25 protein-coding genes are annotated in these 26862 nt (G+C 55.5%); 14 read left to right on the forward strand and 11 right to left on the reverse strand.

Going from position 1 to position 26862, the window contains the following annotated elements; all coding sequences use genetic code 11:
• Positions 1–2: 2 nt before the first annotated feature.
• The 13 genes from atpG to SP68_RS25730 all read left to right on the forward strand — a co-directional run bounded on the left by atpG (position 3) and on the right by SP68_RS25730 (position 15837).
• Positions 3–866, forward strand: a complete 864-nt coding sequence (atpG, locus tag SP68_RS25670; protein ID WP_008806722.1) for a F0F1 ATP synthase subunit gamma — start codon at positions 3–5, stop codon at positions 864–866.
• A gap of 26 nt (positions 867–892) precedes the next feature.
• Positions 893–2275 carry a F0F1 ATP synthase subunit beta gene (atpD, locus tag SP68_RS25675; RefSeq protein WP_008806723.1) on the forward strand — a complete coding sequence of 461 codons (1383 nt, stop codon included), beginning with the start codon at positions 893–895 and terminating at the stop codon, positions 2273–2275.
• A gap of 20 nt (positions 2276–2295) precedes the next feature.
• On the forward strand, positions 2296–2715 hold the full coding sequence (locus SP68_RS25680) for a F0F1 ATP synthase subunit epsilon (RefSeq protein WP_008806724.1): 420 nt from the start codon (positions 2296–2298) through the stop codon (positions 2713–2715).
• 693 nt (positions 2716–3408) lie between these two features.
• Positions 3409–4779, forward strand: a complete 1371-nt coding sequence (glmU, locus tag SP68_RS25685; RefSeq protein WP_040969925.1) for a bifunctional UDP-N-acetylglucosamine diphosphorylase/glucosamine-1-phosphate N-acetyltransferase GlmU — start codon at positions 3409–3411, stop codon at positions 4777–4779.
• 183 nt (positions 4780–4962) lie between these two features.
• Positions 4963–6792 carry a glutamine--fructose-6-phosphate transaminase (isomerizing) gene (gene glmS / locus SP68_RS25690; protein WP_008806727.1) on the forward strand — a complete coding sequence of 610 codons (1830 nt, stop codon included), beginning with the start codon at positions 4963–4965 and terminating at the stop codon, positions 6790–6792.
• 337 nt (positions 6793–7129) lie between these two features.
• Positions 7130–8170 carry a phosphate ABC transporter substrate-binding protein PstS gene (pstS, locus tag SP68_RS25695; protein WP_012543307.1) on the forward strand — a complete coding sequence of 347 codons (1041 nt, stop codon included), beginning with the start codon at positions 7130–7132 and terminating at the stop codon, positions 8168–8170.
• A gap of 128 nt (positions 8171–8298) precedes the next feature.
• Positions 8299–9258, forward strand: coding sequence for a phosphate ABC transporter permease PstC (gene pstC, locus SP68_RS25700; RefSeq protein WP_004145004.1), 960 nt, complete (start codon positions 8299–8301; stop codon positions 9256–9258).
• Positions 9258–10148: a phosphate ABC transporter permease PstA gene (pstA, locus tag SP68_RS25705; protein WP_008806730.1), complete on the forward strand. Its 891-nt coding sequence runs from the start codon at positions 9258–9260 to the stop codon at positions 10146–10148. Before pstC ends, pstA begins: the two co-directional genes overlap by 1 nt.
• Before the next feature lie 47 nt (positions 10149–10195).
• Positions 10196–10969, forward strand: coding sequence for a phosphate ABC transporter ATP-binding protein PstB (gene pstB, locus SP68_RS25710; RefSeq protein ID WP_004145006.1), 774 nt, complete (start codon positions 10196–10198; stop codon positions 10967–10969).
• Between the two features lie 50 nt (positions 10970–11019).
• Positions 11020–11745 (forward strand): phosphate signaling complex protein PhoU, encoded by a 726-nt coding sequence (phoU, locus tag SP68_RS25715; RefSeq protein WP_004145007.1) that lies wholly within the window; start codon positions 11020–11022, stop codon positions 11743–11745.
• Between the two features lie 482 nt (positions 11746–12227).
• Positions 12228–13862, forward strand: coding sequence for a carbohydrate porin (locus tag SP68_RS25720; RefSeq protein ID WP_040969915.1), 1635 nt, complete (start codon positions 12228–12230; stop codon positions 13860–13862).
• A 38-nt stretch (positions 13863–13900) separates the two neighbouring features.
• The gene (locus SP68_RS25725; protein WP_040969913.1) at positions 13901–15067 is read left to right on the forward strand and encodes an alpha/beta hydrolase-fold protein; all 1167 of its coding nucleotides are present in this window, start codon (positions 13901–13903) and stop codon (positions 15065–15067) included.
• Between the two features lie 50 nt (positions 15068–15117).
• Positions 15118–15837 carry a glucosamine-6-phosphate deaminase gene (locus SP68_RS25730; protein ID WP_008806733.1) on the forward strand — a complete coding sequence of 240 codons (720 nt, stop codon included), beginning with the start codon at positions 15118–15120 and terminating at the stop codon, positions 15835–15837.
• 79 nt (positions 15838–15916) lie between these two features.
• Here SP68_RS25730 and yieH read toward each other — a convergent pair whose 3' ends face one another.
• Positions 15917–16582, reverse strand: coding sequence for a 6-phosphogluconate phosphatase (gene yieH / locus SP68_RS25735; protein WP_008806734.1), 666 nt, complete (start codon positions 16580–16582; stop codon positions 15917–15919).
• 170 nt (positions 16583–16752) lie between these two features.
• Between yieH and SP68_RS25740 the strand changes: the two genes are divergently transcribed.
• On the forward strand, positions 16753–18090 hold the full coding sequence (locus SP68_RS25740) for an NCS2 family permease (protein ID WP_008806735.1): 1338 nt from the start codon (positions 16753–16755) through the stop codon (positions 18088–18090).
• A gap of 45 nt (positions 18091–18135) precedes the next feature.
• On the opposite strand, the gene SP68_RS25745 is transcribed toward SP68_RS25740, so the two are convergent.
• From SP68_RS25745 to rpmH, 10 genes are all read right to left on the reverse strand, one after another.
• Positions 18136–18702, reverse strand: coding sequence for an NADPH-dependent FMN reductase (locus SP68_RS25745; RefSeq protein ID WP_022064571.1), 567 nt, complete (start codon positions 18700–18702; stop codon positions 18136–18138).
• Between the two features lie 36 nt (positions 18703–18738).
• Entirely contained in the window at positions 18739–19308 is a 570-nt protein-coding gene (locus SP68_RS28020; protein WP_162493349.1) for a 4'-phosphopantetheinyl transferase family protein, read from the reverse strand.
• Between the two features lie 309 nt (positions 19309–19617).
• The gene (gene yidZ / locus SP68_RS25755) at positions 19618–20577 is read right to left on the reverse strand and encodes an HTH-type transcriptional regulator YidZ (protein WP_004151541.1); all 960 of its coding nucleotides are present in this window, start codon (positions 20575–20577) and stop codon (positions 19618–19620) included.
• Positions 20552–21730 (reverse strand): MFS transporter, encoded by a 1179-nt coding sequence (locus SP68_RS25760; RefSeq protein WP_023298389.1) that lies wholly within the window; start codon positions 21728–21730, stop codon positions 20552–20554. Before SP68_RS25760 ends, yidZ begins: the two co-directional genes overlap by 26 nt.
• Positions 21731–21829: 99 nt before the next feature.
• The gene (locus SP68_RS25765; protein WP_040969908.1) at positions 21830–22249 is read right to left on the reverse strand and encodes a GNAT family N-acetyltransferase; all 420 of its coding nucleotides are present in this window, start codon (positions 22247–22249) and stop codon (positions 21830–21832) included.
• 119 nt (positions 22250–22368) lie between these two features.
• Positions 22369–23733, reverse strand: coding sequence for a tRNA uridine-5-carboxymethylaminomethyl(34) synthesis GTPase MnmE (mnmE, locus tag SP68_RS25770; protein ID WP_008806740.1), 1365 nt, complete (start codon positions 23731–23733; stop codon positions 22369–22371).
• Between the two features lie 122 nt (positions 23734–23855).
• Positions 23856–25502 carry a membrane protein insertase YidC gene (yidC, locus tag SP68_RS25775; RefSeq protein WP_012967005.1) on the reverse strand — a complete coding sequence of 549 codons (1647 nt, stop codon included), beginning with the start codon at positions 25500–25502 and terminating at the stop codon, positions 23856–23858.
• Positions 25503–25504: 2 nt separating this feature from the next.
• On the reverse strand, positions 25505–25762 hold the full coding sequence (yidD, locus tag SP68_RS27190) for a membrane protein insertion efficiency factor YidD (RefSeq protein WP_004151536.1): 258 nt from the start codon (positions 25760–25762) through the stop codon (positions 25505–25507).
• Entirely contained in the window at positions 25726–26085 is a 360-nt protein-coding gene (gene rnpA / locus SP68_RS27195) for a ribonuclease P protein component (protein ID WP_004151535.1), read from the reverse strand. The genes yidD and rnpA overlap by 37 nt, the downstream gene beginning before the upstream one ends.
• A gap of 15 nt (positions 26086–26100) precedes the next feature.
• A complete protein-coding gene (rpmH, locus tag SP68_RS27200) occupies positions 26101–26241 on the reverse strand; it encodes a 50S ribosomal protein L34 (RefSeq protein ID WP_000831330.1) in 141 nt (46 codons plus the stop codon).
• Positions 26242–26862 lie beyond the last annotated feature (621 nt).

The following is a 26862-nucleotide window of genomic DNA, read 5'->3' on the forward strand; positions in this document are numbered from 1 at the left end:
TCATGGCCGGCGCAAAAGAGATACGTAGTAAGATCGCAAGCGTCCAGAACACGCAAAAGATCACTAAAGCGATGGAGATGGTCGCCGCTTCCAAAATGCGTAAATCGCAGGAGCGTATGGCGGCCAGCCGTCCTTACGCAGATACTATGCGCAAAGTGATTGGTCACCTTGCGAACGGTAATCTGGAATATAAGCACCCTTACCTGGAAGAACGCGACGTTAAGCGCGTGGGCTACCTGGTGGTGTCGACCGACCGTGGTCTGTGCGGCGGCTTGAACATTAACCTGTTCAAGAAACTGCTGGCGGAAATGAAAGCATGGTCCGATAAAGGCGTTCAGTGCGACCTCGCAATGATCGGCTCTAAGGGCGTCTCTTTCTTTAACGCCGTTGGCGGTAACGTGGTTGCACAGGTGACCGGTATGGGGGATAACCCCTCCCTGTCCGAACTGATCGGCCCGGTAAAAGTGATGTTGCAGGCCTATGATGAAGGCCGTCTGGACAAGCTGTACGTTGTCAGCAACAAATTTATTAACACCATGTCTCAGGTTCCGACGATCACTCAGCTGCTGCCGTTACCGGCATCAGAAGACGCTGATCTGAAACGTAAATCCTGGGATTACCTGTACGAACCCGATCCGAAAGCGCTGCTGGATACCCTCCTGCGTCGTTATGTCGAATCTCAGGTCTATCAGGGCGTGGTAGAAAACCTGGCCAGCGAGCAGGCCGCACGTATGGTGGCGATGAAAGCCGCGACCGACAATGGCGGCAGCCTGATTAAAGAGCTGCAGTTGGTATACAACAAAGCTCGACAGGCCAGCATTACTCAGGAACTCACCGAGATCGTCGGTGGTGCATCCGCGGTATAACCAGGTTAATTCGTAGAGGATTCAAGATGGCTACTGGAAAAATTGTCCAGGTAATCGGCGCCGTAGTTGACGTCGAATTCCCTCAGGATGCCGTACCGCGCGTGTACGAAGCTCTTGAGGTGCAGAATGGTAAAGAAGTTCTGGTGCTGGAAGTTCAGCAGCAGCTCGGCGGCGGTATCGTTCGTACCATCGCCATGGGTTCTTCCGATGGTCTTCGCCGCGGTCTGGAAGTAAAAGACCTTGAGCACCCAATCGAAGTCCCGGTAGGTAAAGCAACACTGGGTCGTATCATGAACGTACTGGGTCAGCCGGTCGACATGAAAGGCGACATCGGTGAAGAAGAGCGTTGGGCTATCCACCGCGCAGCACCTTCCTATGAAGAGCTGTCCAGCTCTCAGGAACTGCTGGAAACCGGTATCAAAGTTATCGACCTGATGTGTCCGTTCGCGAAGGGCGGTAAAGTTGGTCTGTTCGGTGGTGCGGGTGTAGGTAAAACCGTAAACATGATGGAGCTGATCCGTAACATCGCGATCGAGCACTCCGGTTACTCTGTGTTTGCGGGCGTCGGTGAGCGTACTCGTGAGGGTAACGACTTCTACCACGAAATGACCGACTCCAACGTTATCGATAAAGTATCCCTGGTGTACGGCCAGATGAACGAGCCGCCGGGAAACCGTCTGCGCGTTGCGCTGACCGGCCTGACCATGGCTGAGAAATTCCGTGACGAAGGTCGTGACGTTCTGCTGTTCGTCGATAACATCTATCGTTACACCCTGGCCGGTACTGAAGTATCCGCACTGCTGGGTCGTATGCCTTCAGCGGTAGGTTATCAGCCGACTCTGGCGGAAGAGATGGGCGTTCTGCAGGAACGTATCACCTCCACCAAAACCGGTTCTATCACCTCCGTACAGGCGGTATACGTACCGGCGGATGACTTAACTGACCCATCCCCAGCCACTACCTTTGCTCACTTAGATGCAACCGTAGTACTGAGCCGTCAGATCGCTTCCCTGGGTATCTACCCGGCGGTTGACCCGCTGGATTCCACCAGCCGTCAGCTGGATCCGCTGGTTGTTGGTCAGGAACACTACGACACCGCGCGTGGCGTTCAGTCCATCCTGCAGCGTTATCAGGAACTGAAAGACATCATCGCCATCCTCGGTATGGACGAACTGTCTGAAGAAGACAAACTGGTGGTAGCTCGCGCACGTAAGATCCAGCGCTTCCTGTCCCAGCCGTTCTTCGTAGCAGAAGTCTTTACCGGTTCTCCGGGCAAATACGTGGCGCTGAAAGACACTATCCGTGGCTTTAAAGGCATCATGGAAGGCGAATACGATCACCTGCCAGAGCAGGCGTTCTACATGGTCGGTTCCATCGACGAAGCCGTGGAAAAAGCCAAAAAACTTTAACGCCTTAATCGGAGGGTGATATGGCAATGACTTACCACCTGGACGTCGTCAGCGCAGAGTTACAAATGTTCTCTGGTCTGGTCGAAAAAATCCAGGTAACGGGTAGCGAAGGTGAACTGGGTATTTACCCGGGACACGCGCCGCTGCTCACCGCCATTAAGCCTGGTATGATTCGCATCGTTAAACAGCACGGTCATGAAGAGTTTATCTATCTGTCTGGCGGCATTCTTGAAGTGCAGCCTGGCAGCGTGACCGTTCTGGCGGATACCGCAATTCGCGGTCAGGACCTCGACGAAGCGCGAGCGCTGGAAGCGAAACGCAAAGCCGAAGAGCACATTAAGAGCTCCCATGGCGATGTGGATTACGCTCAGGCGTCTGCGGAACTGGCCAAAGCGATCGCTAAACTGCGCGTTATCGAGTTGACCAAAAAAGCGATGTAACACCGGCTTGAACGTAAAAAGCCAGTCTGGTTTCCAGGCTGGCTTTTTTTATGGCCAGCGGTTGGCGAGCGGATAAAGTGAAAACAGGATCCACCCTTAATTGTTATTGATTAGTTAAATGATGAGGCGTAGACTCTATTTTTGTGATGTATGTCACATAAAGAGCGTTATCAAACTGCACCTGCGTCAGGAAATCATCATGAAACTGTTCCATAAAATCATCGCCAAATTCAGCGTACTGAGCTTCTAAGCCACGCGCTATTCCCCGGCTTGCACGACGTATCGCCCATCAAAACGACAACACTGGCGATGTGCAACCGGTAAATGAAGGTCACCTGACGGTGGCCTTTTGTATTTTATTGATGCCACCAATCACTTCAGCTCTCCCCTGCCTGCGGCTGATTTACACTCAGTCGGCTCATCTCCTGTTAATCTCCGCCAATAGGGCCGCGCTCTGCCGCTTTATTCAGGTGGCGAAAAAACAGCAAAAGCAGTGAGATAGTCAATGATTACCCTCCCCACCCCCCTTTTTCAGCGTTAAACTGATTTGCAGTGGTTAAAAATAGCGTCATAAAATGGTGTATAACCGCGGGCTTGGGCGTTTTCTCCACGTCTCGTTTTATGATGAAAAATATGTAGAAATTTCAACGTGAAAGGCTTTTACTTTCCGTTCTAACTACCGTCAGGATGAGTATGTCAAATAGTGCGATGAGCGTGGTTATCCTTGCCGCAGGCAAAGGGACCCGCATGTATTCCGATCTTCCTAAGGTGCTGCATACCCTGGCCGGGAAGCCAATGGTGCAGCATGTCATTGATGCCGCTAACGATTTAGGCGCATGTGCGGTGCATCTGGTGTACGGTCACGGTGGCGATCTGCTGCGTCAGACCCTCCATGAAGACAACCTGAACTGGGTGCTGCAGGCCGAGCAGCTCGGAACCGGACACGCCATGCAGCAGGCAGCACCCTTCTTCAATGATGATGAAGACATCCTGATGCTCTATGGCGACGTGCCGCTGATTTCCGTTGAGACGCTACAGCGCCTGCGCGCCGCGAAACCGCAGGGTGGCATTGGTTTGCTGACGGTGAAGCTGGATGACCCAACGGGCTACGGCCGCATTACCCGTGAAAATGGCCAGGTGACGGGCATCGTTGAGCATAAAGATGCCAGCGAGGCGCAGCGCCAGATCCAGGAAATCAACACCGGGATCCTGATCGCCGGCGGAGCTGACCTCAAGCGCTGGCTGGCGAAGCTCACCAATAACAACGCTCAGGGCGAATACTACATTACCGATATTATCGCGATAGCGCATCAGGAAGGTCACGAGATCGTCGCGGTGCATCCGCAGCGCCTGAGCGAAGTTGAAGGCGTTAACAACCGCCTGCAGCTTGCGCGCCTGGAGCGCGTCTACCAGGCTGAGCAGGCAGAAAAGTTACTGCTGGCGGGCGTGATGCTGCGCGATCCGGCACGTTTCGATCTGCGCGGTACGCTGCAGCACGGGCGTGATGTGGAGATCGATACTAACGTTATTCTGGAAGGCAACGTGGTGTTGGGCGATCGTGTGAAAATCGGCGCTGGCTGCGTGATCAAAAACAGCACCATCGGCGATGACTGCGAAATTAGCCCCTACAGCGTGGTGGAAGATGCCCAGCTGCAGGCTGCCTGCACCATCGGCCCATTTGCCCGTCTGCGTCCGGGCGCCGAACTGCTGGAAGGCGCCCACGTTGGTAACTTCGTGGAAATGAAAAAAGCGCGTCTCGGGAAAGGCTCCAAGGCGGGTCATCTGACCTATCTGGGCGATGCGGAGATCGGTGATAACGTCAATATCGGCGCTGGCACCATCACCTGCAACTACGATGGCGCGAATAAACATAAAACGATTATTGGCGATGATGTCTTTGTCGGCTCGGATACCCAGCTGGTGGCGCCCGTCACGGTAGGTAATGGCGTCACTATCGCCGCCGGGACCACCGTCACGCGCAATATCGCCGATAACGAACTGGTGTTGAGCCGCGTACCGCAGGTCCACAAACAGGGCTGGCAGCGTCCGGTGAAGAAGAAATAATTTGGATTGTCGCCGGGGAAGCATATCCGGCGAACCAGGATGAGAGGGTCAATATAGACCCCCGTCCGCAGGCAGTACCATAACAATAACCCCACTCTCTACAAGGCTCGGGGCGCCCGGAAAACGGGCAAATACAGGTCAGCGACAACGCATGGCATATCGCCATTATCAGGAAATTTAACTATGTGTGGAATTGTTGGCGCAGTCGCGCAGCGTGATATTGCTGAAATCCTTCTCGAAGGTTTACGTCGTCTGGAATACCGTGGGTATGACTCTGCCGGTCTGGCGGTGGTCGACAGCGAAGGTCATATGACCCGCGTGCGTCGCCTGGGTAAAGTTCAGATGCTGGCTCAGGCGGTAGAAGAGCAGCCGTTACATGGTGGTACCGGGATCGCCCATACTCGCTGGGCGACGCACGGCGAACCGTCCGAGAGCAATGCGCATCCGCATGTTTCTGAACACATTGTGGTGGTCCATAACGGGATCATTGAGAACCATGAGCCGCTGCGTGCCCTGCTGCAGTCTCGCGGCTATGTCTTCGTCACCGAGACCGATACCGAAGTTATCGCCCATCTGGTGCACTGGGAGCTGGAACAAGGTGGTACCTTGCGTGAAGCCGTGCTGCGCGCTATTCCGCAGCTGCGCGGCGCCTACGGTACGGTGATCATGGATACCCGTGACCCGGGAACCCTGCTGGCGGCTCGCTCCGGTAGCCCGCTGGTGATTGGCCTGGGAATGGGCGAAAACTTTATCGCTTCCGACCAGTTGGCATTGCTGCCAGTGACCCGCCGCTTTATCTTCCTCGAAGAGGGCGATATTGCCGAAGTCACTCGCCGCTCGGTGGTGATTTTCGATAAATCTGGCGCGGAAGTGAAACGCCAGGAGATCGAATCCAATCTGCAGTATGACGCTGGCGATAAAGGTATCTACCGCCACTATATGCAGAAAGAGATTTTCGAGCAGCCGAACGCGATTAAAAACACCCTGACCGGGCGCATCAGCCATGGCGAAGTGGATCTCAGCGAGCTGGGGCCGAACGCCAATGAAATGCTGGCTCAGGTTGAACATATTCAGATTGTTGCCTGCGGGACTTCCTATAACTCCGGGATGGTCTCCCGTTACTGGTTCGAAGCATTAGCTGGCGTCCCGTGCGATGTAGAAATCGCCTCGGAATTCCGCTATCGCAAGTCCGCGGTGCGTCGCAATAGCCTGATGATCACCCTCTCTCAGTCGGGTGAAACCGCCGATACCCTGGCGGCGCTGCGTCTGTCGAAAGAGCTGGGCTATCTCGGCTCGCTGGCTATCTGCAATGTACCGGGCTCGTCACTGGTGCGTGAGTCCGATCTGGCGCTGATGACCAAAGCCGGAACGGAAATCGGCGTGGCCTCGACCAAAGCCTTTACCACTCAGCTAACCGTGCTGTTGATGCTGGTGGCGAAGCTGGCGCGACTGAAAGGTCAGGATGCGTCTATCGAGCATGATATCGTGCACGGCCTTCAGGCCCTGCCGAACCGTATCGAGCAGATGCTCTCCCAGGACAAGCGTATTGAGCAGCTGGCGGAGCGTTTCTCTGATAAGCACCATGCGCTGTTCCTTGGCCGCGGCGATCAGTACCCGATCGCCATGGAAGGGGCGCTGAAGCTGAAAGAGATCTCCTACATTCACGCGGAAGCCTATGCGGCGGGCGAGCTTAAGCACGGCCCGCTGGCGCTGATTGATGCGGAAATGCCGGTGATTGTGGTGGCGCCGAACAACGAGCTGCTGGAAAAACTGAAATCCAACATCGAAGAGGTTCGTGCCCGCGGCGGTGAGCTGTATGTCTTCGCCGACGGTGAAGCCGGCTTCAACGGTAGCGACAACATGCACATCATCGAGATGCCGCATGTCGAAGAGACGATCGCCCCTATCTTCTATACGGTACCGCTGCAGCTGTTGGCTTATCACGTCGCGCTGATCAAAGGCACTGACGTTGACCAGCCGCGTAACCTGGCGAAATCGGTAACGGTTGAGTAAAACCATCATTACTTGCAAAGGGCTGCCGGCGGCGGCCCTTTTTATTTTCACCTGCTGTTTATTACCGAACTTGCGCGAAATATTTTGGCTGGCGGTAGGTGACAAACGAACGTTTTGCGGTCCGATTTCGCTGTCATAAAAAGAAAATTATTCTGTCATTGCACGGTCATGATTACAGATAACTATCTGAGTTATATATTTATTATTTGCTGTAAAATCCCTTCTTTCGGCCTGTCATAAAACTGTCATAATTCGTACATTTTACTGTCACCTCTTTGACCTATTTTGCTCACCATAGCCTCGAAACAATGATTTACGAATCCCAGCAGGAGACATTATGAACGTTATGCGTACCACCGTCGCAACAGTTGTCGCCGCGACCTTATCGATGAGCGCTTTCTCTGCCTTCGCAGCAGCAAGCCTGACTGGCGCAGGCGCAACTTTCCCTGCGCCGGTGTATGCCAAATGGGCTGACACCTATCAGAAAGAAACCGGCAATAAAGTGAACTACCAGGGTATTGGTTCCTCTGGTGGCGTTAAGCAGATTATTGCCAACACCGTTGATTTCGGTGCTTCTGATGCTCCGCTGGCTGATGACAAACTGACCCAGGAAGGTCTGTTCCAGTTCCCGACCGTGATTGGCGGCGTGGTACTGGCGGTTAACCTGCCTGGCGTGAAATCCGGCGAACTGGTGCTGGATGGCAAAACCCTCGGTGATATCTACCTGGGTAAAATTAAAAAATGGGATGACGCAGCGATCGCTAAACTCAACCCGGGCCTGAAGCTGCCGTCGCAGAACATCGCCGTGGTCCGCCGCGCCGATGGTTCCGGTACCTCCTTCGTCTTCACCAGCTACCTGTCCAAAGTGAATGAAGAGTGGAAATCGAAAATCGGCGCCGGCTCTACCGTTAACTGGCCAACCGGCCTGGGCGGTAAAGGCAACGACGGTATCGCCGCCTTTGTTCAGCGTCTGCCGGGCTCGATTGGTTACGTTGAATACGCTTACGCCAAGCAAAACAACCTCGCGTATACCAAGCTGGTCTCTGCCGACGGCAAGCCGGTTAGCCCGACTGAAGACAACTTCGCTAACGCCGCAAAAGGCGTTGACTGGAGCAAGTCTTTCGCTCAGGACCTGACCAACCAGAAAGGCGAAAATGCATGGCCGATCACCTCAACCACCTTCATCCTGGTGCATAAGGCGACCAACAAGCCGGAACAGACCGCTGAAGTGCTGAAGTTCTTCGACTGGGCGTATAAAAACGGCGGGAAAGAAGCGAATGCGCTGGATTACGCGACGCTGCCGGAAAGCGTGGTAGAGCAGGTTCGCGCGGCATGGAAAACCAACGTCAAAGACAGCAGCGGTAAAGCGCTGTACTAACAGTAGATTTTTGACGAAGATGGCGGGGGCGTTCAGGCGCTGCCCGCCCTACGGTTCAGACTGTAGGCCCGGGAGCGAACGCCACCGGGCATTTATTCGAACAAGTTTTAATACGTAAAGAGTAATCTATGGCTGCAACCAAGCCTGCATTTACCCCTCCGGGGAAAAAGGGTGACATGATTTTCAGTGCGCTGGTAAAACTGGCTGCGCTGATTGTGCTATTGATGCTGGGCGGCATCATCGTTTCCCTGATCATCTCTTCCTGGCCGAGCATTCAAAAGTTTGGCTTTGCTTTTTTGTGGACCAAAGAGTGGGATGCGCCCAACGAAATCTTCGGCGCGCTGGTACCGATTTACGGAACCCTGGTGACCTCCTTTATCGCGCTGCTGATCGCCGTCCCAGTGAGCTTTGGCATCGCGCTGTTTCTGACCGAACTGTCCCCCGCCTGGCTCAAGCGTCCGCTGGGCATTGCGATTGAGCTGCTGGCGGCAATCCCGAGTATCGTGTACGGCATGTGGGGCCTGTTTATTTTCGCCCCGCTGTTTGCGACTTACTTCCAGGAGCCGGTCGGTAACGTCCTGTCGACCATCCCGTTCGTCGGCGCGCTGTTTGCCGGCCCGGCGTTTGGTATCGGTATTCTCGCCGCTGGCGTCATTCTGGCCATCATGATCATCCCTTATATCGCCGCGGTCATGCGTGATGTTTTCGAACAGACGCCGGTGATGATGAAAGAGTCGGCCTATGGCATCGGCTGCACCACCTGGGAGGTGATCTGGCGCATTGTCTTACCGTTCACCAAGAATGGGGTGATCGGCGGGGTGATGCTCGGTCTGGGCCGCGCGCTGGGTGAAACCATGGCGGTAACTTTTATTATCGGCAACACCTACCAGCTCGACAGCATCTCGTTGTATATGCCAGGGAATAGTATTACCTCCGCGCTGGCTAATGAGTTCGCCGAAGCGGAAACCGGCCTGCACGTGGCGGCGCTGATGGAGCTGGGCCTGATCCTGTTCGTTATCACCTTTATCGTTCTGGCCGCGTCTAAGTTCATGATTATGCGCCTCGCGAAGAATGAGGGGGCACGCTAATGGCGACCATTGAATTGCAAACCTCTACCGAGCTGGCGGAGTCCCGTCGCAAGATGCAGGCCAAACGTCGTATGAAGAACCGTATCGCTCTGGCGCTGTCGATGGCGACCATGGCGTTTGGTTTGTTCTGGCTTATCTGGATCCTGATGGCGACGATAACCCGCGGTTTCGATGGCATGAGTCTGGCGCTCTTCACCGAAATGACGCCGCCGCCGAATACGGCGGGCGGTGGCCTGGCTAACGCCCTCGCCGGCAGCGGCCTGCTGATCCTGTGGGCAACCGTCTTTGGTACGCCGCTGGGTATCCTTGCCGGAATTTATCTGGCGGAGTATGGCCGCAAATCGGTGCTGGCGGAAATCATCCGTTTTATCAACGATATTCTGCTTTCCGCGCCGTCTATCGTGGTCGGCCTGTTTGTCTACACCATCGTGGTGGCGCAGATGCAGCACTTCTCGGGCTGGGCGGGCGTTATCGCACTGGCGCTGCTGCAGGTGCCTATCGTTATTCGTACCACCGAAAACATGCTGAAGCTGGTGCCGGATAGCCTGCGTGAAGCGGCCTATGCGCTGGGGACGCCGAAGTGGAAGATGATCTCGGCGATCACCCTGAAAGCGTCCGTCTCAGGGATTATGACCGGGATCCTGCTGGCTATCGCCCGTATCGCCGGGGAAACGGCGCCGCTGCTGTTCACTGCGCTGTCCAACCAGTTCTGGAGCACCGACATGATGCAGCCGATTGCTAACCTGCCGGTGACCATTTTCAAATTTGCCATGAGTCCGTTTGCGGAGTGGCAGCAACTGGCATGGGCCGGGGTATTGATTATCACCCTGTGCGTCTTGCTGCTGAACATCCTGGCGCGCGTTATCTTCGCCAAGAAGAAACACGGTTAATTTTTTGCGGCGCAGCGACTGCTGCGCTGAATGAGGAAGAGATAGAGATGAGTATGGTGAATACAGCTCCGGGTAAGATTTCAGTTCGTAACCTGAACTTCTACTACGGCAAATTCCATGCCCTGAAGAACATCAACCTGGATATCACCAAAAACCAGGTGACGGCGTTTATCGGTCCGTCAGGCTGTGGTAAATCCACCCTGCTGCGCACGTTCAACAAAATGTTCGAACTGTATCCGGAGCAGCGTGCGGAAGGCGAGATCCTGCTGGATGGCGACAACATTCTGACCAACACCCAGGATATCGCCCTGCTGCGCGCTAAGGTTGGCATGGTGTTCCAGAAACCAACGCCGTTCCCGATGTCCATTTATGACAATATCGCCTTCGGCGTGCGCCTGTTTGAAAAGCTGTCCCGTGCCGATATGGACGAGCGCGTGCAGTGGGCGCTGACCAAAGCCGCATTATGGAACGAAACCAAAGATAAACTGCACCAGAGCGGGTATTCTCTCTCCGGGGGTCAGCAGCAGCGTCTGTGTATTGCCCGCGGTATCGCGATCCGTCCGGAAGTCCTGCTGCTTGATGAGCCGTGCTCCGCGCTGGACCCGATCTCCACCGGGCGTATCGAAGAGCTGATCACCGAGCTGAAACAGGACTACACCGTCGTTATCGTGACTCACAACATGCAGCAGGCTGCGCGTTGCTCCGACCATACGGCATTTATGTATCTTGGCGAGCTGATTGAATTCAGCAACACGGACGACTTGTTTACCAAGCCCGCGAAGAAACAAACTGAAGATTATATTACTGGCCGCTACGGTTGATTTGCCCTTGTGCTTTCAGGCTCTCACCAGTTGGGCAATCAGGAGACACCATGGACAACCTAAATCTTAACAAACATATTTCCGGCCAGTTCAACGCTGAACTGGAGTATATCCGCACCCAGGTGATGACCATGGGTGGGCTGGTGGAGCAACAGCTTTCTGATGCGATCACCGCCATGCATAACCAGGACAGCGATCTGGCGAAACGCGTCATCGACGGCGACAAGCAGGTCAACATGATGGAAGTGGCGATCGACGAGGCCTGCGTGCGCATCATCGCCAAGCGCCAGCCGACCGCCAGCGACCTGCGCCTGGTGATGGCGATCATCAAGACTATCGCTGAGCTGGAACGCATCGGCGACGTGGCGGATAAAATCTGCCGCACCGCGCTGGAGAAGTTTTCCCAGCAGCACCAGCCGCTGCTGGTGAGCCTCGAATCGCTGGGCCGTCACACGGTGCAGATGCTGCATGACGTACTGGATGCGTTTGCGCGTATGGATCTCGACGAAGCGGTACGTATCTATCGCGAAGATAAGAAAGTCGACCAGGAGTATGAAGGCATTGTGCGCCAGCTGATGACCTACATGATGGAAGACTCGCGCACTATCCCCAGCGTCCTGACCGCGCTGTTCTGCGCGCGCTCCATCGAGCGTATTGGCGACCGCTGCCAGAATATCTGCGAATATATTTTCTACTTCGTCAAAGGTCAGGATTTCCGTCACGTTGGCGGCGATGAGCTGGATAAACTGCTCGCCGGCAAAGATCCGAAAGAGTAATAATCATTCTGTCTAATTCTGGTAAATGGCTTTATCAGAATTAGATATGATTTACCCCGCGGCAGCGAGATTGCTGAGATTATCGTCACAATTAACAATCTGCCCGTTTGAGTTATTCATTTTATCGCGTAACAATCAACGCCCACTCCTGAGCTTAAACGCTCAGGGTGGTTTAAACGGATTGTGACTGCGACAGCAGGCAAAACCTGATATTGCCCCTACGGCGGCGGTATCAGGTTTTTTTGTTTTATGCGGGCCAATAATGGCTGAATGAGGGTTGCTACCGCGATGTGCGGGCAAAACCTGAAGAGGATTATCTGTTAAGGCAGATGGTCTTCTTCAGGTTTTTTTTTGCTTTTGTCTAACTGCAAAAATAACAGCCGCCGCGACCTCAAACGGTATGGATAGGGCTATTAGAACCTGCGCGGGATGGTTGTTGCTGTCGTGTTTTATTTACGCCAATGCTTATATAAAGGAATATTATGATGAGAAAAAACAGGATCGCTTCGGCGATAGTCTTGCTGGCGCCTCTTTGTTATTCCACCACTCTGATAGCAAGCCCGTTGACGGTGGAGCAACGACTTGAGCTGCTGGAGAAAGCGCTCAAAGACACGCAAAAAGAGCTCAAAAAATATCAGGACCAGGAGAGAAAAAGAGACCAGATTTGGGCCTCATGGTCTCCGCCTGCGGAAGGTCAGAAGCGCAAGACCGGGGTGGCGGCCGCCGGTCCGAAAACGGCGGTTAAACCGGATGCGGTGCTGGTTAAAAATCAACAACCTGCCACGGATGGCGCGCCAGCCTACAGCGCGATGACGCTGAAAGATTTTAGCACGTTCGTGAAAGATGAAATTGGCTTCAGCTATAACGGCTACTTCCGTTCCGGCTGGGGCACCGCCTCGCACGGCTCGCCAAAATCGTGGGCGATCGGTTCGCTTGGCCGCCTGGGCAATGAATATTCCGGCTGGTTCGATCTGCAGCTGAAGCAGCGGGTGTTTCAGGAAGGTGATAAACGCGTTGATGCCATCGTGATGCTCGACGGGAACGTCGGCCAGCAGTACTCCTCAGGCTGGTTTGGTGACAATGCCGGCGGCGAAAACTACATCCAGTTCTCGGATATGTACGTTAACACCAAAGGGTTCCTGCCGTTTGCCCCGGAAGCCGATTTCTTGGTCGGCAAACACGGGGCGCCAAAAATCGAAATCCAGATGCTGGACTGGAAAACGCAGAGAACCGATGCGGCGGCCGGCGTGGGGCTGGAAAACTGGCAGGTGGGCGCCGGGAAATTCGATATCGCATTGGTCCGCGAAGATGTCGATGATTACGATCGTTCTTTGAGCAATAAGCAGCAAATTAACACCAATACTCTGGACGTTCGCTACAAAGAGATTCCGCTGTGGGATAAAGCCAGCCTGATGGTCAGCGGACGCTATGTCGCCGCGAATCAAAGTTCCTCAGAGAAATATAAAGAGGGCAATGAAGGTTATTATCCGTGGAAAGATACCTGGATGGCAGGCACTTCGTTAACACAGAAATGGGCAAACGGCGGCTTTAATGAATTCTCTTTCTTACTGGCGAATAATTCTATTGCCAGCAGTTTCTCGCGCTATGCCGGATCCAGCCCCTATACCACCTTTAACGGCCGCTATTATGGCGATCATACCAATGGCACCGCCGTGCGCTTAACCTCGCAGGGGGAAACCTATTTACGCGATGACGTTATTATGGCGAATGCCATCGTCTACTCCTTTGGTAACGATGTCTATAGCTACGAAACCGGGGCCCACTCCGATTTTGAATCCATTCGCACGGTCCTGCGACCGGCTTATATCTGGGATAAATATAACCAGACCGGCGTTGAGCTGGGATACTTCAAACAGCAAAACAAAGATGTTACCGGCAAGAAATATAACGAGTCCGGCTACAAGACCACGCTGTTCCATACCTTCAAAGTCAATACCAGTATGCTGACCTCGCGCCCGGAAATTCGCTTCTATGCCACCTATATTAAAGCGAAGGATATCGACCTGGATAAGGCAGCGAATAATACCACCAGCATTTTTGAAGACGGTAAAAACGATCAGTTTGCCGTGGGGGCGCAGGCTGAAATCTGGTGGTAAGACGATAACAGAACGGACACAACGGAAGAGGACTAACGATGAAACGACATGCAATGTATTTCGCACTGGCGCTGGCGGGCGCGGCATTTACCCTCCAGGCGGCGCCATTACCCGCGATGCCGGATCCCACCCTGCCGGTGAGCCACTTTATTACCCAGGTTAACGCGGATAAGAGTATCACTTATCGCCTGTTTGCTCCTGATGCCCGGCGGGTGTCGGTAGTGACCGGCGCCACGCCGGACTCCTTTGTCTCACACGACATGACCAAAGAGGCTCAGGGGGTGTGGACATGGAAAAGTGAGCCGATGAAACCCAATCTCTATGAATACTATTTCGATGTGGATGGCTTCCGCTCGGTGGATACCGGCAGCCGCTATCAGAAGCCGCAGCGCCAGGTGAATACCAGTTTGATTCTGGTACCTGGTAGTATTCTCGACGATCGGGCGGTCGCGCATGGCGATCTGCGCACCCTCACCTATCACTCGAAGGCACTGAACGCCGAACGTCGTCTCTATGTCTGGACGCCGCCGGGCTATAGCGGAACCGGCGATCCGCTGCCGGTGCTCTATTTCTATCATGGCTTTGGCGACAGCGGTCTGTCGGCCATCGATCAGGGGCGTATCCCGCAGATCATGGATAACCTGCTGGCGGAGGGCAAAATCAAGCCGATGCTGGTGGTGGTCCCGGATACCGAAACCGATACCCCGGAAGCGATAGCGGAAAACTTTCCGCCGCAGGAGCGGCGCAAAAACTTCTATCCGCTCAATGCGCAGGCGGCGGATAACGAGTTGATGCAGGATATCATTCCGCTGATCGATACCCGGTTTAACGTGCGTAAAGATGCCGACGGCCGGGCGCTGGCTGGCCTGTCACAGGGCGGTTATCAGGCGCTGGTTTCCGGAATGAACCATCTGGATAGCTTTGGCTGGCTCGCCACCTTTAGCGGCGTCACGACCACGACAGTGCCGAATGCCGGCGTGGAAGCGCAGCTGAAGCAGCCTGACGCGATCAATAAGCAGCTGCGCAACTTTACCGTGGTCGTCGGGGAAAAAGATTCCGTCACCGGCAACGATATCGCGGGTCTGAAACGCGAGCTGGAAAAACAGAAGATCAACTTCGACTATCACTCGTATCTTGGCCTGAACCATGAAATGGACGTCTGGCGCCCGGCCTACGCCGAGTTTGTGCAGAAACTGTTTAAATAACCGTTAGGGGGGCCTTCAGCCCCCGTTTTGTGCTTGTGAAGGACGACAAGATGAAAATGATTGTGACCGAAGATTATGAAGAGATGAGCCTGGTCGCCAGCCATCATGTTCTGGGCTATATCACGGCGCCGCGGCGGGTGAATCTCGCCGTGACGGCCGGCAGCACGCCAAAGCGGATGTATGAGCATCTAACCGCCGCCGTGAAAGGCAAAGCATTCTATGATCGGGTGCACTATTACAACTTCGATGAGATCCCCTTTCGCGGCCAGTCGCGAGAAGGCGTCACGATATCTAATCTGCGCCAGCTGTTTTTTACCCCGGCGCAGATCAAAGAAGAGAACATTCACAAGCTGACGCTGGACAACGCCGCTCAGCACGATCGCCAGCTGGAAGAGGCTGGCGGCCTTGATCTGATGGTGCTGGGGCTGGGGGCTGACGGCCATTTTTGCGGCAACCTGCCGAATACCACCCGCTTTCATGATCAGACGGTCGAAGTGCCGATTCATGGGGAAATGATTGGTATTGTCGCTAACGGCGAGATGGGCGGGGATTTTTCCGTCGTGCCCGATAGCTATGTCACCATGGGGCCGAGAAGCGTGATGGCGGCAAAAAATCTGCTGTTGATCGTGAGCGGCGCGGCGAAGGCGCAAGCCCTTAAGCAGGTGGTTGAAGGCCCGGTCAGCGAGCAGGTGCCGGCGTCGGTGCTCAAATTACACCCTTCACTGGTGATTATTGCCGATAAAGCGGCAGTCACTGAATTGCAGCCATAACCAGTCGCTGATTCTATTCCCCGCTTGCACAGACGCTTAGCGGGGCTACATCGATGCCAACGTGCCGCTCACCAGGCCCTTAACGCGTGATATCCCAGCCGCGCGCTTGCCACAATGCCGGCAGCTCTGCCAGATCGGTAAAGGTCGTCACTTTGGGATGATCGATCGGCTGGTTATGCGGATCGGCGCAGAAATAAAACACCTCCATGCCGGCGGCAATCCCCGACTGAGCACCGGCGCTGGAGTCATCCACCAGGATACAGTTTTCGGCTTTTACCTGCATGGCCTCTGCCGCATGAAACATCAGCGCCGGGTCAGGCTTCCAGCGCTGAATATCATAGCCGCTGTACAAGCGGTCAGCGAAATGGTGCAGCAGGCCGGTGCGGCCAAGAGAGTGCTGCATTTTACTGACCGGGCCATTGGAAACCACGCACATCGGGACGCTTACCGCATCCAGCAGCGCCTGGGCTCCGGCAATCACCTCCAGTTCGCTATCAAACAGGCGAGCGACCTCCGCACGGTAAATTGGCTCCAGCGTCGCTTTTTGCAGGTTAACGCCATGCTCAGCGTTGATGGTGTCGATAATTTCGTACAGCTTCACCCCTTTGAAGCGCTTAAAAATCTCGGCAAGGTCCAGCGTAATGCCGAATTCCTGGAACATGTGAACGTAGGCGCGGGAGCAAATCACCTCACTGTCGACCAGTGTGCCGTCACAGTCAAAAAATACTGCTTCTGGTTGAGTCATAGTCTTTCCGTATTAACAAGTTTAACGTTTTCGTCATGCCCAATGCCGCGACGCAATCGTTGCCGTATAAGCAAAATAAATGAAAAAAATTACCATACAACTGCGCCGGGTGCCCTGTTTTGGTATAGGATAGCCTCGAATTTTCCCTCCTTTACGTTCGGAAACCGATAATGAGTCAACAACAAACCAGCCAGTCTTCTGGCCAGGGTCTGCTGGAGCGCGTATTTAAGCTGCGCGAGCACGGCACCACAGTGCGTACGGAAGCGATCGCCGGTTTCACCACGTTCCTGACGATGGTGTATATCGTTTTTGTTAACCCACAAATTCTTGGCGTAGCGGGCATGGATACCAGCGCCGTGTTTGTGACTACCTGTCTGATTGCTGCGTTCGGCAGTATCCTGATGGGCCTGTTCGCGAACCTGCCGGTGGCTCTTGCGCCGGCGATGGGGCTGAACGCCTTCTTCGCCTTTGTGGTGGTGCAGGCGATGGGCCTGCCGTGGCAGGTAGGCATGGGCGCGATTTTCTGGGGCGCCGTCGGTCTGCTGCTGCTGACGATTTTCCGTGTACGCTACTGGATGATCGCCAATATTCCGGTGAGCCTGCGCGTCGGTATCACCAGCGGTATCGGCCTGTTTATCGGCATGATGGGTCTGAAAAATGCCGGGGTTATCGTCGCTAATCCGGAAACGCTGGTCAGCATTGGTCATCTGACCTCCCACAGTGTGCTGCTGGGCATACTGGGCTTCTTTATCATCGCGATTCTGGCATCACGTAACATTCATGCCGCGGTCCTGGTGTCTATTGTGGTCACCACCCTGCTGGGCTGGATGCTGGGCGATGTGCACTACACCGGCATCGTCTCCGCGCCGCCGAGCGTGACGTCGGTGATTGGTCATGTCGATCTGGCTGGCTCCCTGAACCTGGGCCTGGCCGGCGTGATCTTCTCGTTTATGCTGGTCAACCTGTTTGACTCCTCCGGGACGCTGATTGGCGTCACCGATAAAGCGGGTCTGGCTGATGCTCAGGGTAAATTCCCGCGCATGAAGCAAGCGCTGTTTGTCGACAGCGTCTCGTCCGTTGCCGGTTCCTTTATTGGTACCTCTTCGGTGACCGCCTATATCGAATCCTCCTCCGGCGTTTCCGTGGGCGGGCGCACCGGCCTGACCGCCGTTGTCGTTGGGATCCTGTTCCTGCTGGTTATCTTCCTGTCACCGCTGGCGGGAATGGTTCCGGCCTATGCGGCGGCTGGCGCGCTGATTTACGTTGGCGTGCTGATGACCTCCAGCCTCGCGCGCGTGAAGTGGGATGACCTGACGGAAGCGGTACCGGCGTTTATCACCGCGGTGATGATGCCGTTTAGCTTCTCAATCACCGAAGGTATCGCCTTAGGCTTTATCTCTTACTGCGTGATGAAGATCGGTACCGGCCGTCTGCGCGAGCTCAGCCCGTGCGTGATTATCGTCTCGCTGCTGTTCGTGCTGAAAATTGTCTTTATCGATGCACATTAATCCGCACGCATGATGAAAAAGCCCGGCATCGCTGCCGGGCTTTTTTTATGCTTTAACCCGCCGAATATAGTCGCCAAAGGCGGTCAGCTGGCCACGCAGATGGTCGAGGGTGCTCTGATCGACTACTTCACCCGACTGCGGATCCACTTTGTTCTGGATGACGCCGCCCATAAATTCCGGTTTATTCATTACCATCGCATCAAGGAAGACCAGAATCTGGCGCAAATGATACTGGCAGCGCGCACCGCCGATGGCGCCCATTGAGCTGGTCTGAATCAGTACCGGTTTGCCGGACAGCGGCTGCTCGGACAGGCGTGACAGCCAGTCGATAGCGTTTTTCAGGCCGCCAGGCACGGAATAGTTATACTCGGGAGTGACGATCACCACGCCATCCGCTTCGCGGATCTGTTGCGCAATATCCTGCACGCGCTGTGGGAACCCCTCTTCCTCCTGCATATCAGCATCGTACAGCGGGATATCACCGATCGACGGCAGCGCGGAGATATCCATGCCCGCTGGCGCGATGCCGGGCAGGGTGCGCGCGACCATTCCATTAAACGACCCTTTGCGCAGGCTGCCGAGTAACGTAACCACTTTTAAGGTATCTGACATGATTGCTCCTTTGTATCATGATGCCGGCAAAACCGGTCAATTGAGGGATAAGGTTTTTTCCATCGGTAAGCTGGTAAAACGCATCAGACGGGCCGACGGTTCGCGTGCGCGCTGCTGAGCATCCGGCAGGCTGCGCCATTCGCCCCCCTTAGCATCATATTCCCAGACCTTCAGCGAGCCGATATTTGGGCTGGCGGCAATCGACCACACCAGCAGCGATTCGGCATCACAGACGGCTTCGATCGGCTGGCTACCGGCGGTGCGCAGGCGGCCAGAACCCGGCAGCAGCTGCGTTGATGCTTCGCCGGTCAGTTTCAACACGCTTCGCCGCAGGGCCACCAGCTGGCTACGCGCTTCATCCGGGTCATGCTGAATGTTAATCCACAGATTTTCATTGTTACTGAAATTGTGCCGGTCGGCGTCGTGACCACGCACCGTGCGCTGCAGTTCCATGTCGAGGCCACAATCCCCCTCGGTGGTCAGCGCGACGCCAACAATATTGCCAGTATAAGAGATAGAGAAGCGAGGAAGATGACGATCGCTAAAAACCGGTCGGCCATTGGCTTCATTGATGATTTCAGGCAGCTCGCTGATACCGTAAAGCATAAACAGCAGTTCGGCGAGTAGCGAACGCGAAGCGCGAAAGCGAGCCTGGCGGTATTCAGGGAGTAGGCGTGCGGATTGATGACAGGCCGCTGACAAACGTGTCGATAGCGGCTCCCCGGTACTAAGTATCCCTCTTGCAAAATGCGTTGCCATACGTCGCTCCGTGAGTAATGGTCTGGATAAAATTGCGGGCGCTATTATCGCCTGGTATTAACAGGTTTTAATGCCGAAATCCCCCCTTGAAAAGGGAATTTGTTTGAATTTTACAAATTCTTGCGCAAATAAGGGGCGATAGACACGAAACAAGGCTTACAGCGTACCGGAATAGAGTGCTTTCAGCGTATCTCTAAGCCAGACGAGCTTCGGGTTGTAGCTGTTGCGCTTATGCCATAGCAGGGTGAAGGGAACGCGCAGCTTTTCCAGATGCTGCGCCTCCAGCGGTAGCGGCCGGGAGACTAGCGGCAGCTGGTGCTGCTGATTATAGTGCTGGCAGTAGCGCGGCGCGGTAGCCAGCATGGTGTGTTGCGGTTGAGCGGCCATAAAAAGCGATTGTTCAAACCCTGGCACGGTCAGCGCCACGTTACGCTTATACCCCAGCTCCTGCAGCACATCGTCCAGCGCCCAGGTATCGCGTTGTTCCCAGCAGATAGTGATATGCGGATAGCGTAAGAATGCCGCCAGATCCCACTCTTCCCTGAGCGCTGGATGATCGGCGCGCAGCCAGACCTGCGGCAGGTCGGTGAACAGTACCTCAAAATCGATATACCACGGCAGCAGGCTCAGCAGCTCCCGCGACTGTGGATGGCTTTCACGCCCGCAGAAGCCGATATCCACCTCGCCGCGAATGATGGCGTCCAGCGAGTCGTAGTCCCAGTTGCGCAAACGAATCAATGCCTGCGGATAGCGCTGATAGATGCGCTGGGAGAGGGTATTAAACAGGATCATCAGCAGCGGCGTTTCCGCCGCCAGCTCGAATTTGAGGCCGCTGGGCATGGTGTGGTGTGGTTTATCGAGGATCTGGTTGCCCATCTGCATCCAGTCCGCCAGATCCTGCTCCATGCTGCTGACCAGCGGCGTAGGCGCCAGACCCAGCGGGGTTTTCACAAACAGCGGGTCGTCAAACCAGGCGCGCAGTTTGGCCAGCGACTTGCTCACCGCTGACGGCGAAACGTTCATCCGCTTCGCCGTACGGGTAACGCTGAGCTCCTGGGTCAGGAGCTGCAGGCAGAGGAGTAAATTAAGATCAAGACTCGACAGCGGCTTCTTCATCGTATTGCGCAACCCGCGGCGGGGTGACGACCAGTAATAAAACAAGGCTCACTATGCTACAGGCAATGAGTATCCCGATCAGCATATTCATTGCGCTGAGTCCGATGATGGCGGCGAGCCAAATCCACAGCGATGAACCGCACACCTGCGCGATGCCGAGGACCGAACTGGCGACGCCCGCGCGCAGCGTGAACGGCCCCAGCGCCTGGCTCATTGCGACGCCGAATCCAACGGAGAAGCCGGCGCAAATCATGCCCAACCCGATCAGGGTGAGGGTCTGGCGGGTGGCGAGGCTCAGCGCCAGGCCTGCCGCCAGGAACAGTACCTGCGAAGTCAGCATTAAGGTGCGGGGGGTAAACAGCGACAGGGCGAACGGCGTCGAGAAGGAGACCGCCATGCTGATCATCGCCATCAGGGCCATCGCCATTGAGTAAGTTCCCCGGTCGAACCCCATCTCTTCCATCATCAGAACCGGAGAGACGTTCACGTAGGTCAGGATCGCCGTCACGCTGAGGGTGGTAATGAGAATGCGGCTGAGAAAAAAGCGGTTCAGCAGCGACTCACTGCCGCCATGCTGCGGTGTCGCAGTCTGCGGAGGTGCCGTCGGGCGCGTCTCGCGCAGGATAAAGACCGACAGCAAACCGACCATGACGCCCATGCCGGTCATGGTGTAGAACAGGCTCTGCCACGGATATTTCAGCATAATCAGGTGGCCAAGCACCGGCGCCAGGACGGGGATAATGCAGGTAATGCCGTTGAGCAACGACAGCACCTTGGCGCGGCGGCGATCGTCCAGCGTATCGCGCAGGATAGCGAAAGCCACCACGTAGCAGCTGCCGGCACCGATCCCCTGGATAAAGCGTCCGACGAGGAAGTGGCTGCTGGCATGCGCCAGGGCGCAGAGCAGGGAGGCGACAACAAAGATCACCGCGCCCACAATGGCGACAGGCTTACGTCCTGACCGGTCGGCGATGCGACCAGCAAACAGCATCGCGGAGGCCATACCGGCCAGATAGACTGAAAAGGCAATATGTAATTGTGCCTCGCTGGCCCCCAGGTCCTGAGCAATACGCGGCAGGCCGACCAGATACATATCGATGCCAGAGGGATAGAGCAGAACCAGGGCGAAACTGCAGAGAAGAAAGCGTGTCATGGGATCCTCGCGATGTGAATGGCGTTCAGCATAGTGAGGAACGCGGCACAAGACGAGTTGCCATTTGGACAACGCTCTTTTCCTGGCAGGAAACGCGAGTTAACGACTCCGGGTACGCCAGACGCGGGCCATCCCTTCGCTTTCCGGCCGAACGCTTTCAAAGCCGAACTTCGCATACAGCGCCGGCACATCCGCCACCAGCGTAACGTAGGCCCCGTCAAAGGCGTTAGCGTCCAGCCAGGCGATCAGCTTCTCCATCACCAGCCGGCCAAGGCCTTTTCCCTGATGAGCCGGATCGACGGCGACGTCGACAATATCGAAATTAATCGCGCCGTCGCCGACGATACGTCCCATCGCGATCGGCGTCTCCTGCCAGAGGATATGTACGCCGTAACAGCTATGCGGCAGCCCGGCTCTGGCGCCTTCCAGGGGGCGCGGCGACATGCCTGCCGCCACCCGCAGGTGGCAAAACGCTTCGGCGGAGGGCACCTTCTCGATCACGGTATATTCAACGGTCATGCTTTAGTCTCGTGGTAAAAGGGGAGATAAAAGTAGAGAACGTTGCGCCGCAAAGGGCAAGAAAAAACCCGCATTAACGCGGCGTTAATGCGGGTGAGTGAACGTTTACGGACTAAACGTTATTTGCCGATACAGAAGCTGGAGAAGATGCGGCCCAGCAGGTCGTCGGAGGTGAACTCCCCGGTGATCTCGCTCAGCGCCTGCTGCGCGAGGCGCAGCTCTTCCGCCAGCAGCTCCCCGGCCCAGGCGCCCAGCAGCTGGGCTTTGCCCTGCTGCAGATGGTTCGCCGCCTCTTCCAGCGCCTGCAGGTGACGGCGGCGGGCGAGGAAGCCGCCTTCCATGCTGGTATCGAAGCCCATGCTCTGCTTAAGGTGGTTCCGCAGCACCTCCACGCCTTCGCCGGTTCGCGCCGACAGGCGGATCAGTGAGTGGCCATTGACTTCGCTGAGACCCAGCGCTTCGCCAGTGACGTCGGCTTTATTGCGCACCACGGTAATCGGCAGTTTAGCGGGCAGGCGCTCGATAAAGTCTGGCCAGATCTCCGCCGGATCAACGGCGCTGGTGGTGGTGCCGTCGACCATAAACAGCACCCGATCCGCCTGCTCAATCTCCTGCCAGGCGCGCTCGATGCCGATACGCTCCACTTCGTCACTGGCGTCGCGCAGGCCCGCGGTATCGATGATATGCAGCGGCATGCCGTCGATATGGATATGCTCGCGCAGCACGTCGCGGGTGGTGCCCGCAATGTCGGTGACGATCGCCGCTTCGCGGCCCGCCAGGGCGTTGAGCAGGCTCGATTTACCGGCATTAGGTCGCCCGGCGATCACCACTTTCATCCCTTCGCGCAGCAGACTGCCCTGGCGAGCTTCCGCGCGGACGGCGTCGAGGTCGGCCATCACGCCGTTCAGCTGGGCTTCAATTTTGCCGTCGGAGAGGAAATCAATTTCTTCATCCGGGAAATCGATCGCCGCTTCCACGTAGATGCGCAGGTGAGTGAGCGCTTCCACGAGGTGGTTAACCCGCGCGGAGAAGGCCCCTTGCAAGGAGTTCAACGCCGAGCGCGCCGCCTGTTCTGAACTGGCGTCGATGAGGTCGGCGATGGCTTCTGCCTGCGCCAGATCGAGCTTGTCGTTGAGGAACGCGCGCTCGGAAAACTCGCCCGGCCTGGCGATGCGTACGCCGGGCAACGTCAGAATACGTTTGAGCAGCAGATCGAGAATGACCGGGCCGCCGTGGCCCTGCAGCTCAAGCACATCTTCGCCGGTAAAGGAGTTCGGCCCGGGGAACCACAGCGCAATCCCCTGATCCAGCGGCGTACCGTCAACGTCGTTGAACGGCAGATAGTCGGCATAGCGCGGCTTCGGCAGCTTGCCGAGTACCGCCTGCGCGACATCGCGCGCCTTAAGGCCGGAGATACGCAGGATGCCCACCCCACCGCGTCCCGGAGGGGTTGCCTGGGCGACGATAGTGTCGTTATGGCTCATGGTGACTCTCTATGTAGATGTAAAAAAGGCGGTCCATTGACCGCCTTCTCTGGCATTAACGTTACCGTAACTACTCTAAATTATCCAAGTCGCAGATGCGTTGGCTTGAAGAATGAAGAGTATCAGGATTTCTTCTTCTCGCGGCTATGCAGGCCACGCTTCTCCAGACCACGGTAAATCAGCTGCTGCTGAATAATGGTCACCAGGTTGCTGACGATGTAGTACACCACCAGGCCAGACGGGAACCACAGGAAGAACACCGTGAAGATGACCGGCATAAAGGTCATGATCTTCTGCTGCATCGGGTCGGTCACGGTGGTTGGCGACATCTTCTGGATGAAGAACATGGTCGCGCCCATGATGATCGGCAGGATGTAGTACGGGTCTTGTGCAGACAGGTCGTGGATCCACAGGATAAACGGCGCATGACGCAGTTCAACCGAGGCGCTCAGCATGTAGTACAGCGCAAGGAAGATCGGCATCTGAATAATCAGCGGGAAGCAGCCACCCAGTGGGTTCACTTTTTCCGCTTTATACAGCGCCATCATCTCCTGGCTTTGACGTTGTTTATCGTCGCCCAGACGCTCACGCATGGCCTGAATCTTCGGCTGCAGCATACGCATCTTCGCCATGGAGGTGTACTGCGCTTTGGTCAGCGGGTACATGATGCCACGAACGATAAAGGTGATAACGATGATCGAGAAGCCCCAGTTGCCGAGGAAGCTGTGGATGAATTTCAGCAGCTTAAACAGCGGTTGGGAGATGAACCACAGCCAGCCATAGTCGACGGTCAGATCCAGGTGCGGCGCAACGGCAGCCATTTTGTCCTGAATAGCCGGGCCGACCCACAGCACGCTCTGCAGTTTGTCGGTTTGACCTGGCTGCACCAGTACCGGCTGCGATTTGTAGCCAATAGCCACAATGCCGTTGCCGAGGTTAGCGGTGTAGAAGTTATTCGTTCCATTATTCTGCGGCACCCACGCGGTGGTGAAGTACTGCTGCAGCATGGCAACCCAACCGTTCTTGGTGCTGACGTTCAGGTTTTCGTTGTCCAGAATGGTATCGAATTTATATTTTTCGTATTTCGTATCTGAAGTCGAGAACGCTGCGCCACGGAAAGTATGCATCGTGGACAGGCCGCCGGTCTGCGTATCGCGACTGGTCGGCAGCGCCGCGGTCTGCTTCAACTGACCGAAGGTCGAGACTTCCAGAGGCTTCTCGCTGGCGTTCTGCACGCTATAACCCACGTTCACCGCATAGCCGCCACGTTTCAGGGTGAAGGTTTTGGTGAAGACGTTGCCGGCTTTGTCGGTGTAGGTCAGCGGAATGACGATTTCATCCTGGCCATCTGCCAGCACAAACGCCTCTTTATCGACGTTGTACAGCGGACGCGGGCCATTCGCCGGGTTATCCGGACCATCACGGCCGGTTAAGCCGCTCTGCGCCTGGTAGACAAACTGCGGCGTGGTTTCCAGTAACTGGAACGGTTCGGTCGACTTCAGCGTTTTTGGATACGCCAGAAGCAGCGCCTGCTCAATATCGCCACCGTTGGTGTTGATAGTCAGTTCAAGCACGTCGGTTTTAACCGTAATCAGTTTCCCCTGGCCACTGGCCGGTACGCCCTGGTCGGCGGCGCTACCCGCTGCTGTGGTCGTAGTCTGCGTGGTCTGCTGCTGGGGCTGCGGATTTTTGTCCTGCTCCCAGGCTTGCCAGATCATGAAAGACACGAACAACAAAGCGATGATAAGAAGATTGCGTTGCGAATCCATCGTTAGTGTTCTCTGGTATCAAATGGTCCAGGCGGGACGGGATCGTCACCACCAGGGTGTAAAGGGTGGCATTTTAATACGCGTTTCATTGTCAACCAACTGCCTTTTATCACACCAAACCTGCGTAAGGCCTCAATTCCGTATTGAGAACAGGTTGGGGTGAAACGACAATGCGGCCCGAGTAGCGGACTAATCAGGCGCTGATAAACTCTAATCAGGCCGATCAGGACCCGCGAGCCAGGCGACAATGGCGGCGCCATAATTTTTCCAACGCTTCCGAGAGAGCACGGTTATCGAGGTCGGCAACCCCTCTTTTCGCCACCACCACGAAATCCATTGGCGGGAGTTCATGTTGACGCAAACGAAAACTTTCACGCGTCAGACGTTTAATCCGATTGCGTTCATGTGCGCGTTTCACGTTTTTCTTGGCGACGGTGAGACCGATGCGGGGATGCCCCAGCGAATTCAGGCGGCCGAGGATGGTGATTTGCGGCGTGCCAGCCCGTTGTGGCTGCTGGAAGACGAAAGTGAAATGACTGGGAGTTAACAAGCGTAACTCCCTGGGAAATGCGAGCTTAACCACGCAGGGTTAGCTTTATTACTTGGAAACGGTCAGACGAGCGCGGCCTTTAGCACGACGACGTGCCAGAACCTGACGACCATTTTTAGTAGCCATACGAGCACGGAAGCCGTGAGAACGGTTGCGCTTCAGTACAGACGGTTGAAAAGTGCGTTTCATGGCGATTTCTACCTAAACTTGAATAAATTCACTGACTTTTGCGTAGACCCGAACGAACTTCGAACGACTTACGCCTCAGCGTGGGTGATTAAAGAGGCCGGATTGTAATAATTGTACACTCCGGAGTCAATTCTCTTTCCTTATTTCTCGCACCTCGTCGCACAAAAAATAAGCTGAGACGCGTGACGAAAACGGGCATTACGCGCCGGGTGGGGGATTATACGGCCTGGCCAGTAAAGCGCAAGGATCCTGAAGGATCTTTGTTAGATCGTTTCCGCCCAAAACCAGCATAGCTCATTAATTTTTCCAATATGCGGCGGAAATCGTGCTTCACTCTCCCCAGGATCGATTACACTTACCCGGTTTCGATCCTTCCTGTGGATAAATCGGGAAGAATCTGTTGAGAAACACAAGATCTCTTTCTCAGTTTAGGCTATGATCCCCGGTCCCGATCGCGATCCACGGATCCGCAACGGGTAATAACCGCAGATAGCGGTTCGCACGTCACCCCTTTTGTGCAGGGGCTTTTCGGCTAATGCAGGGTCTTGTCGACGTGTGCCAACAATCATGATTGTTTCTGTTTTTCTTTGATATCGATTTTATGTTCGAGTGGAGTCCGCC

The sequence above is a fragment of the Klebsiella variicola genome, assembly GCF_000828055.2.
GTDB lineage: Bacteria > Pseudomonadota > Gammaproteobacteria > Enterobacterales > Enterobacteriaceae > Klebsiella > Klebsiella variicola.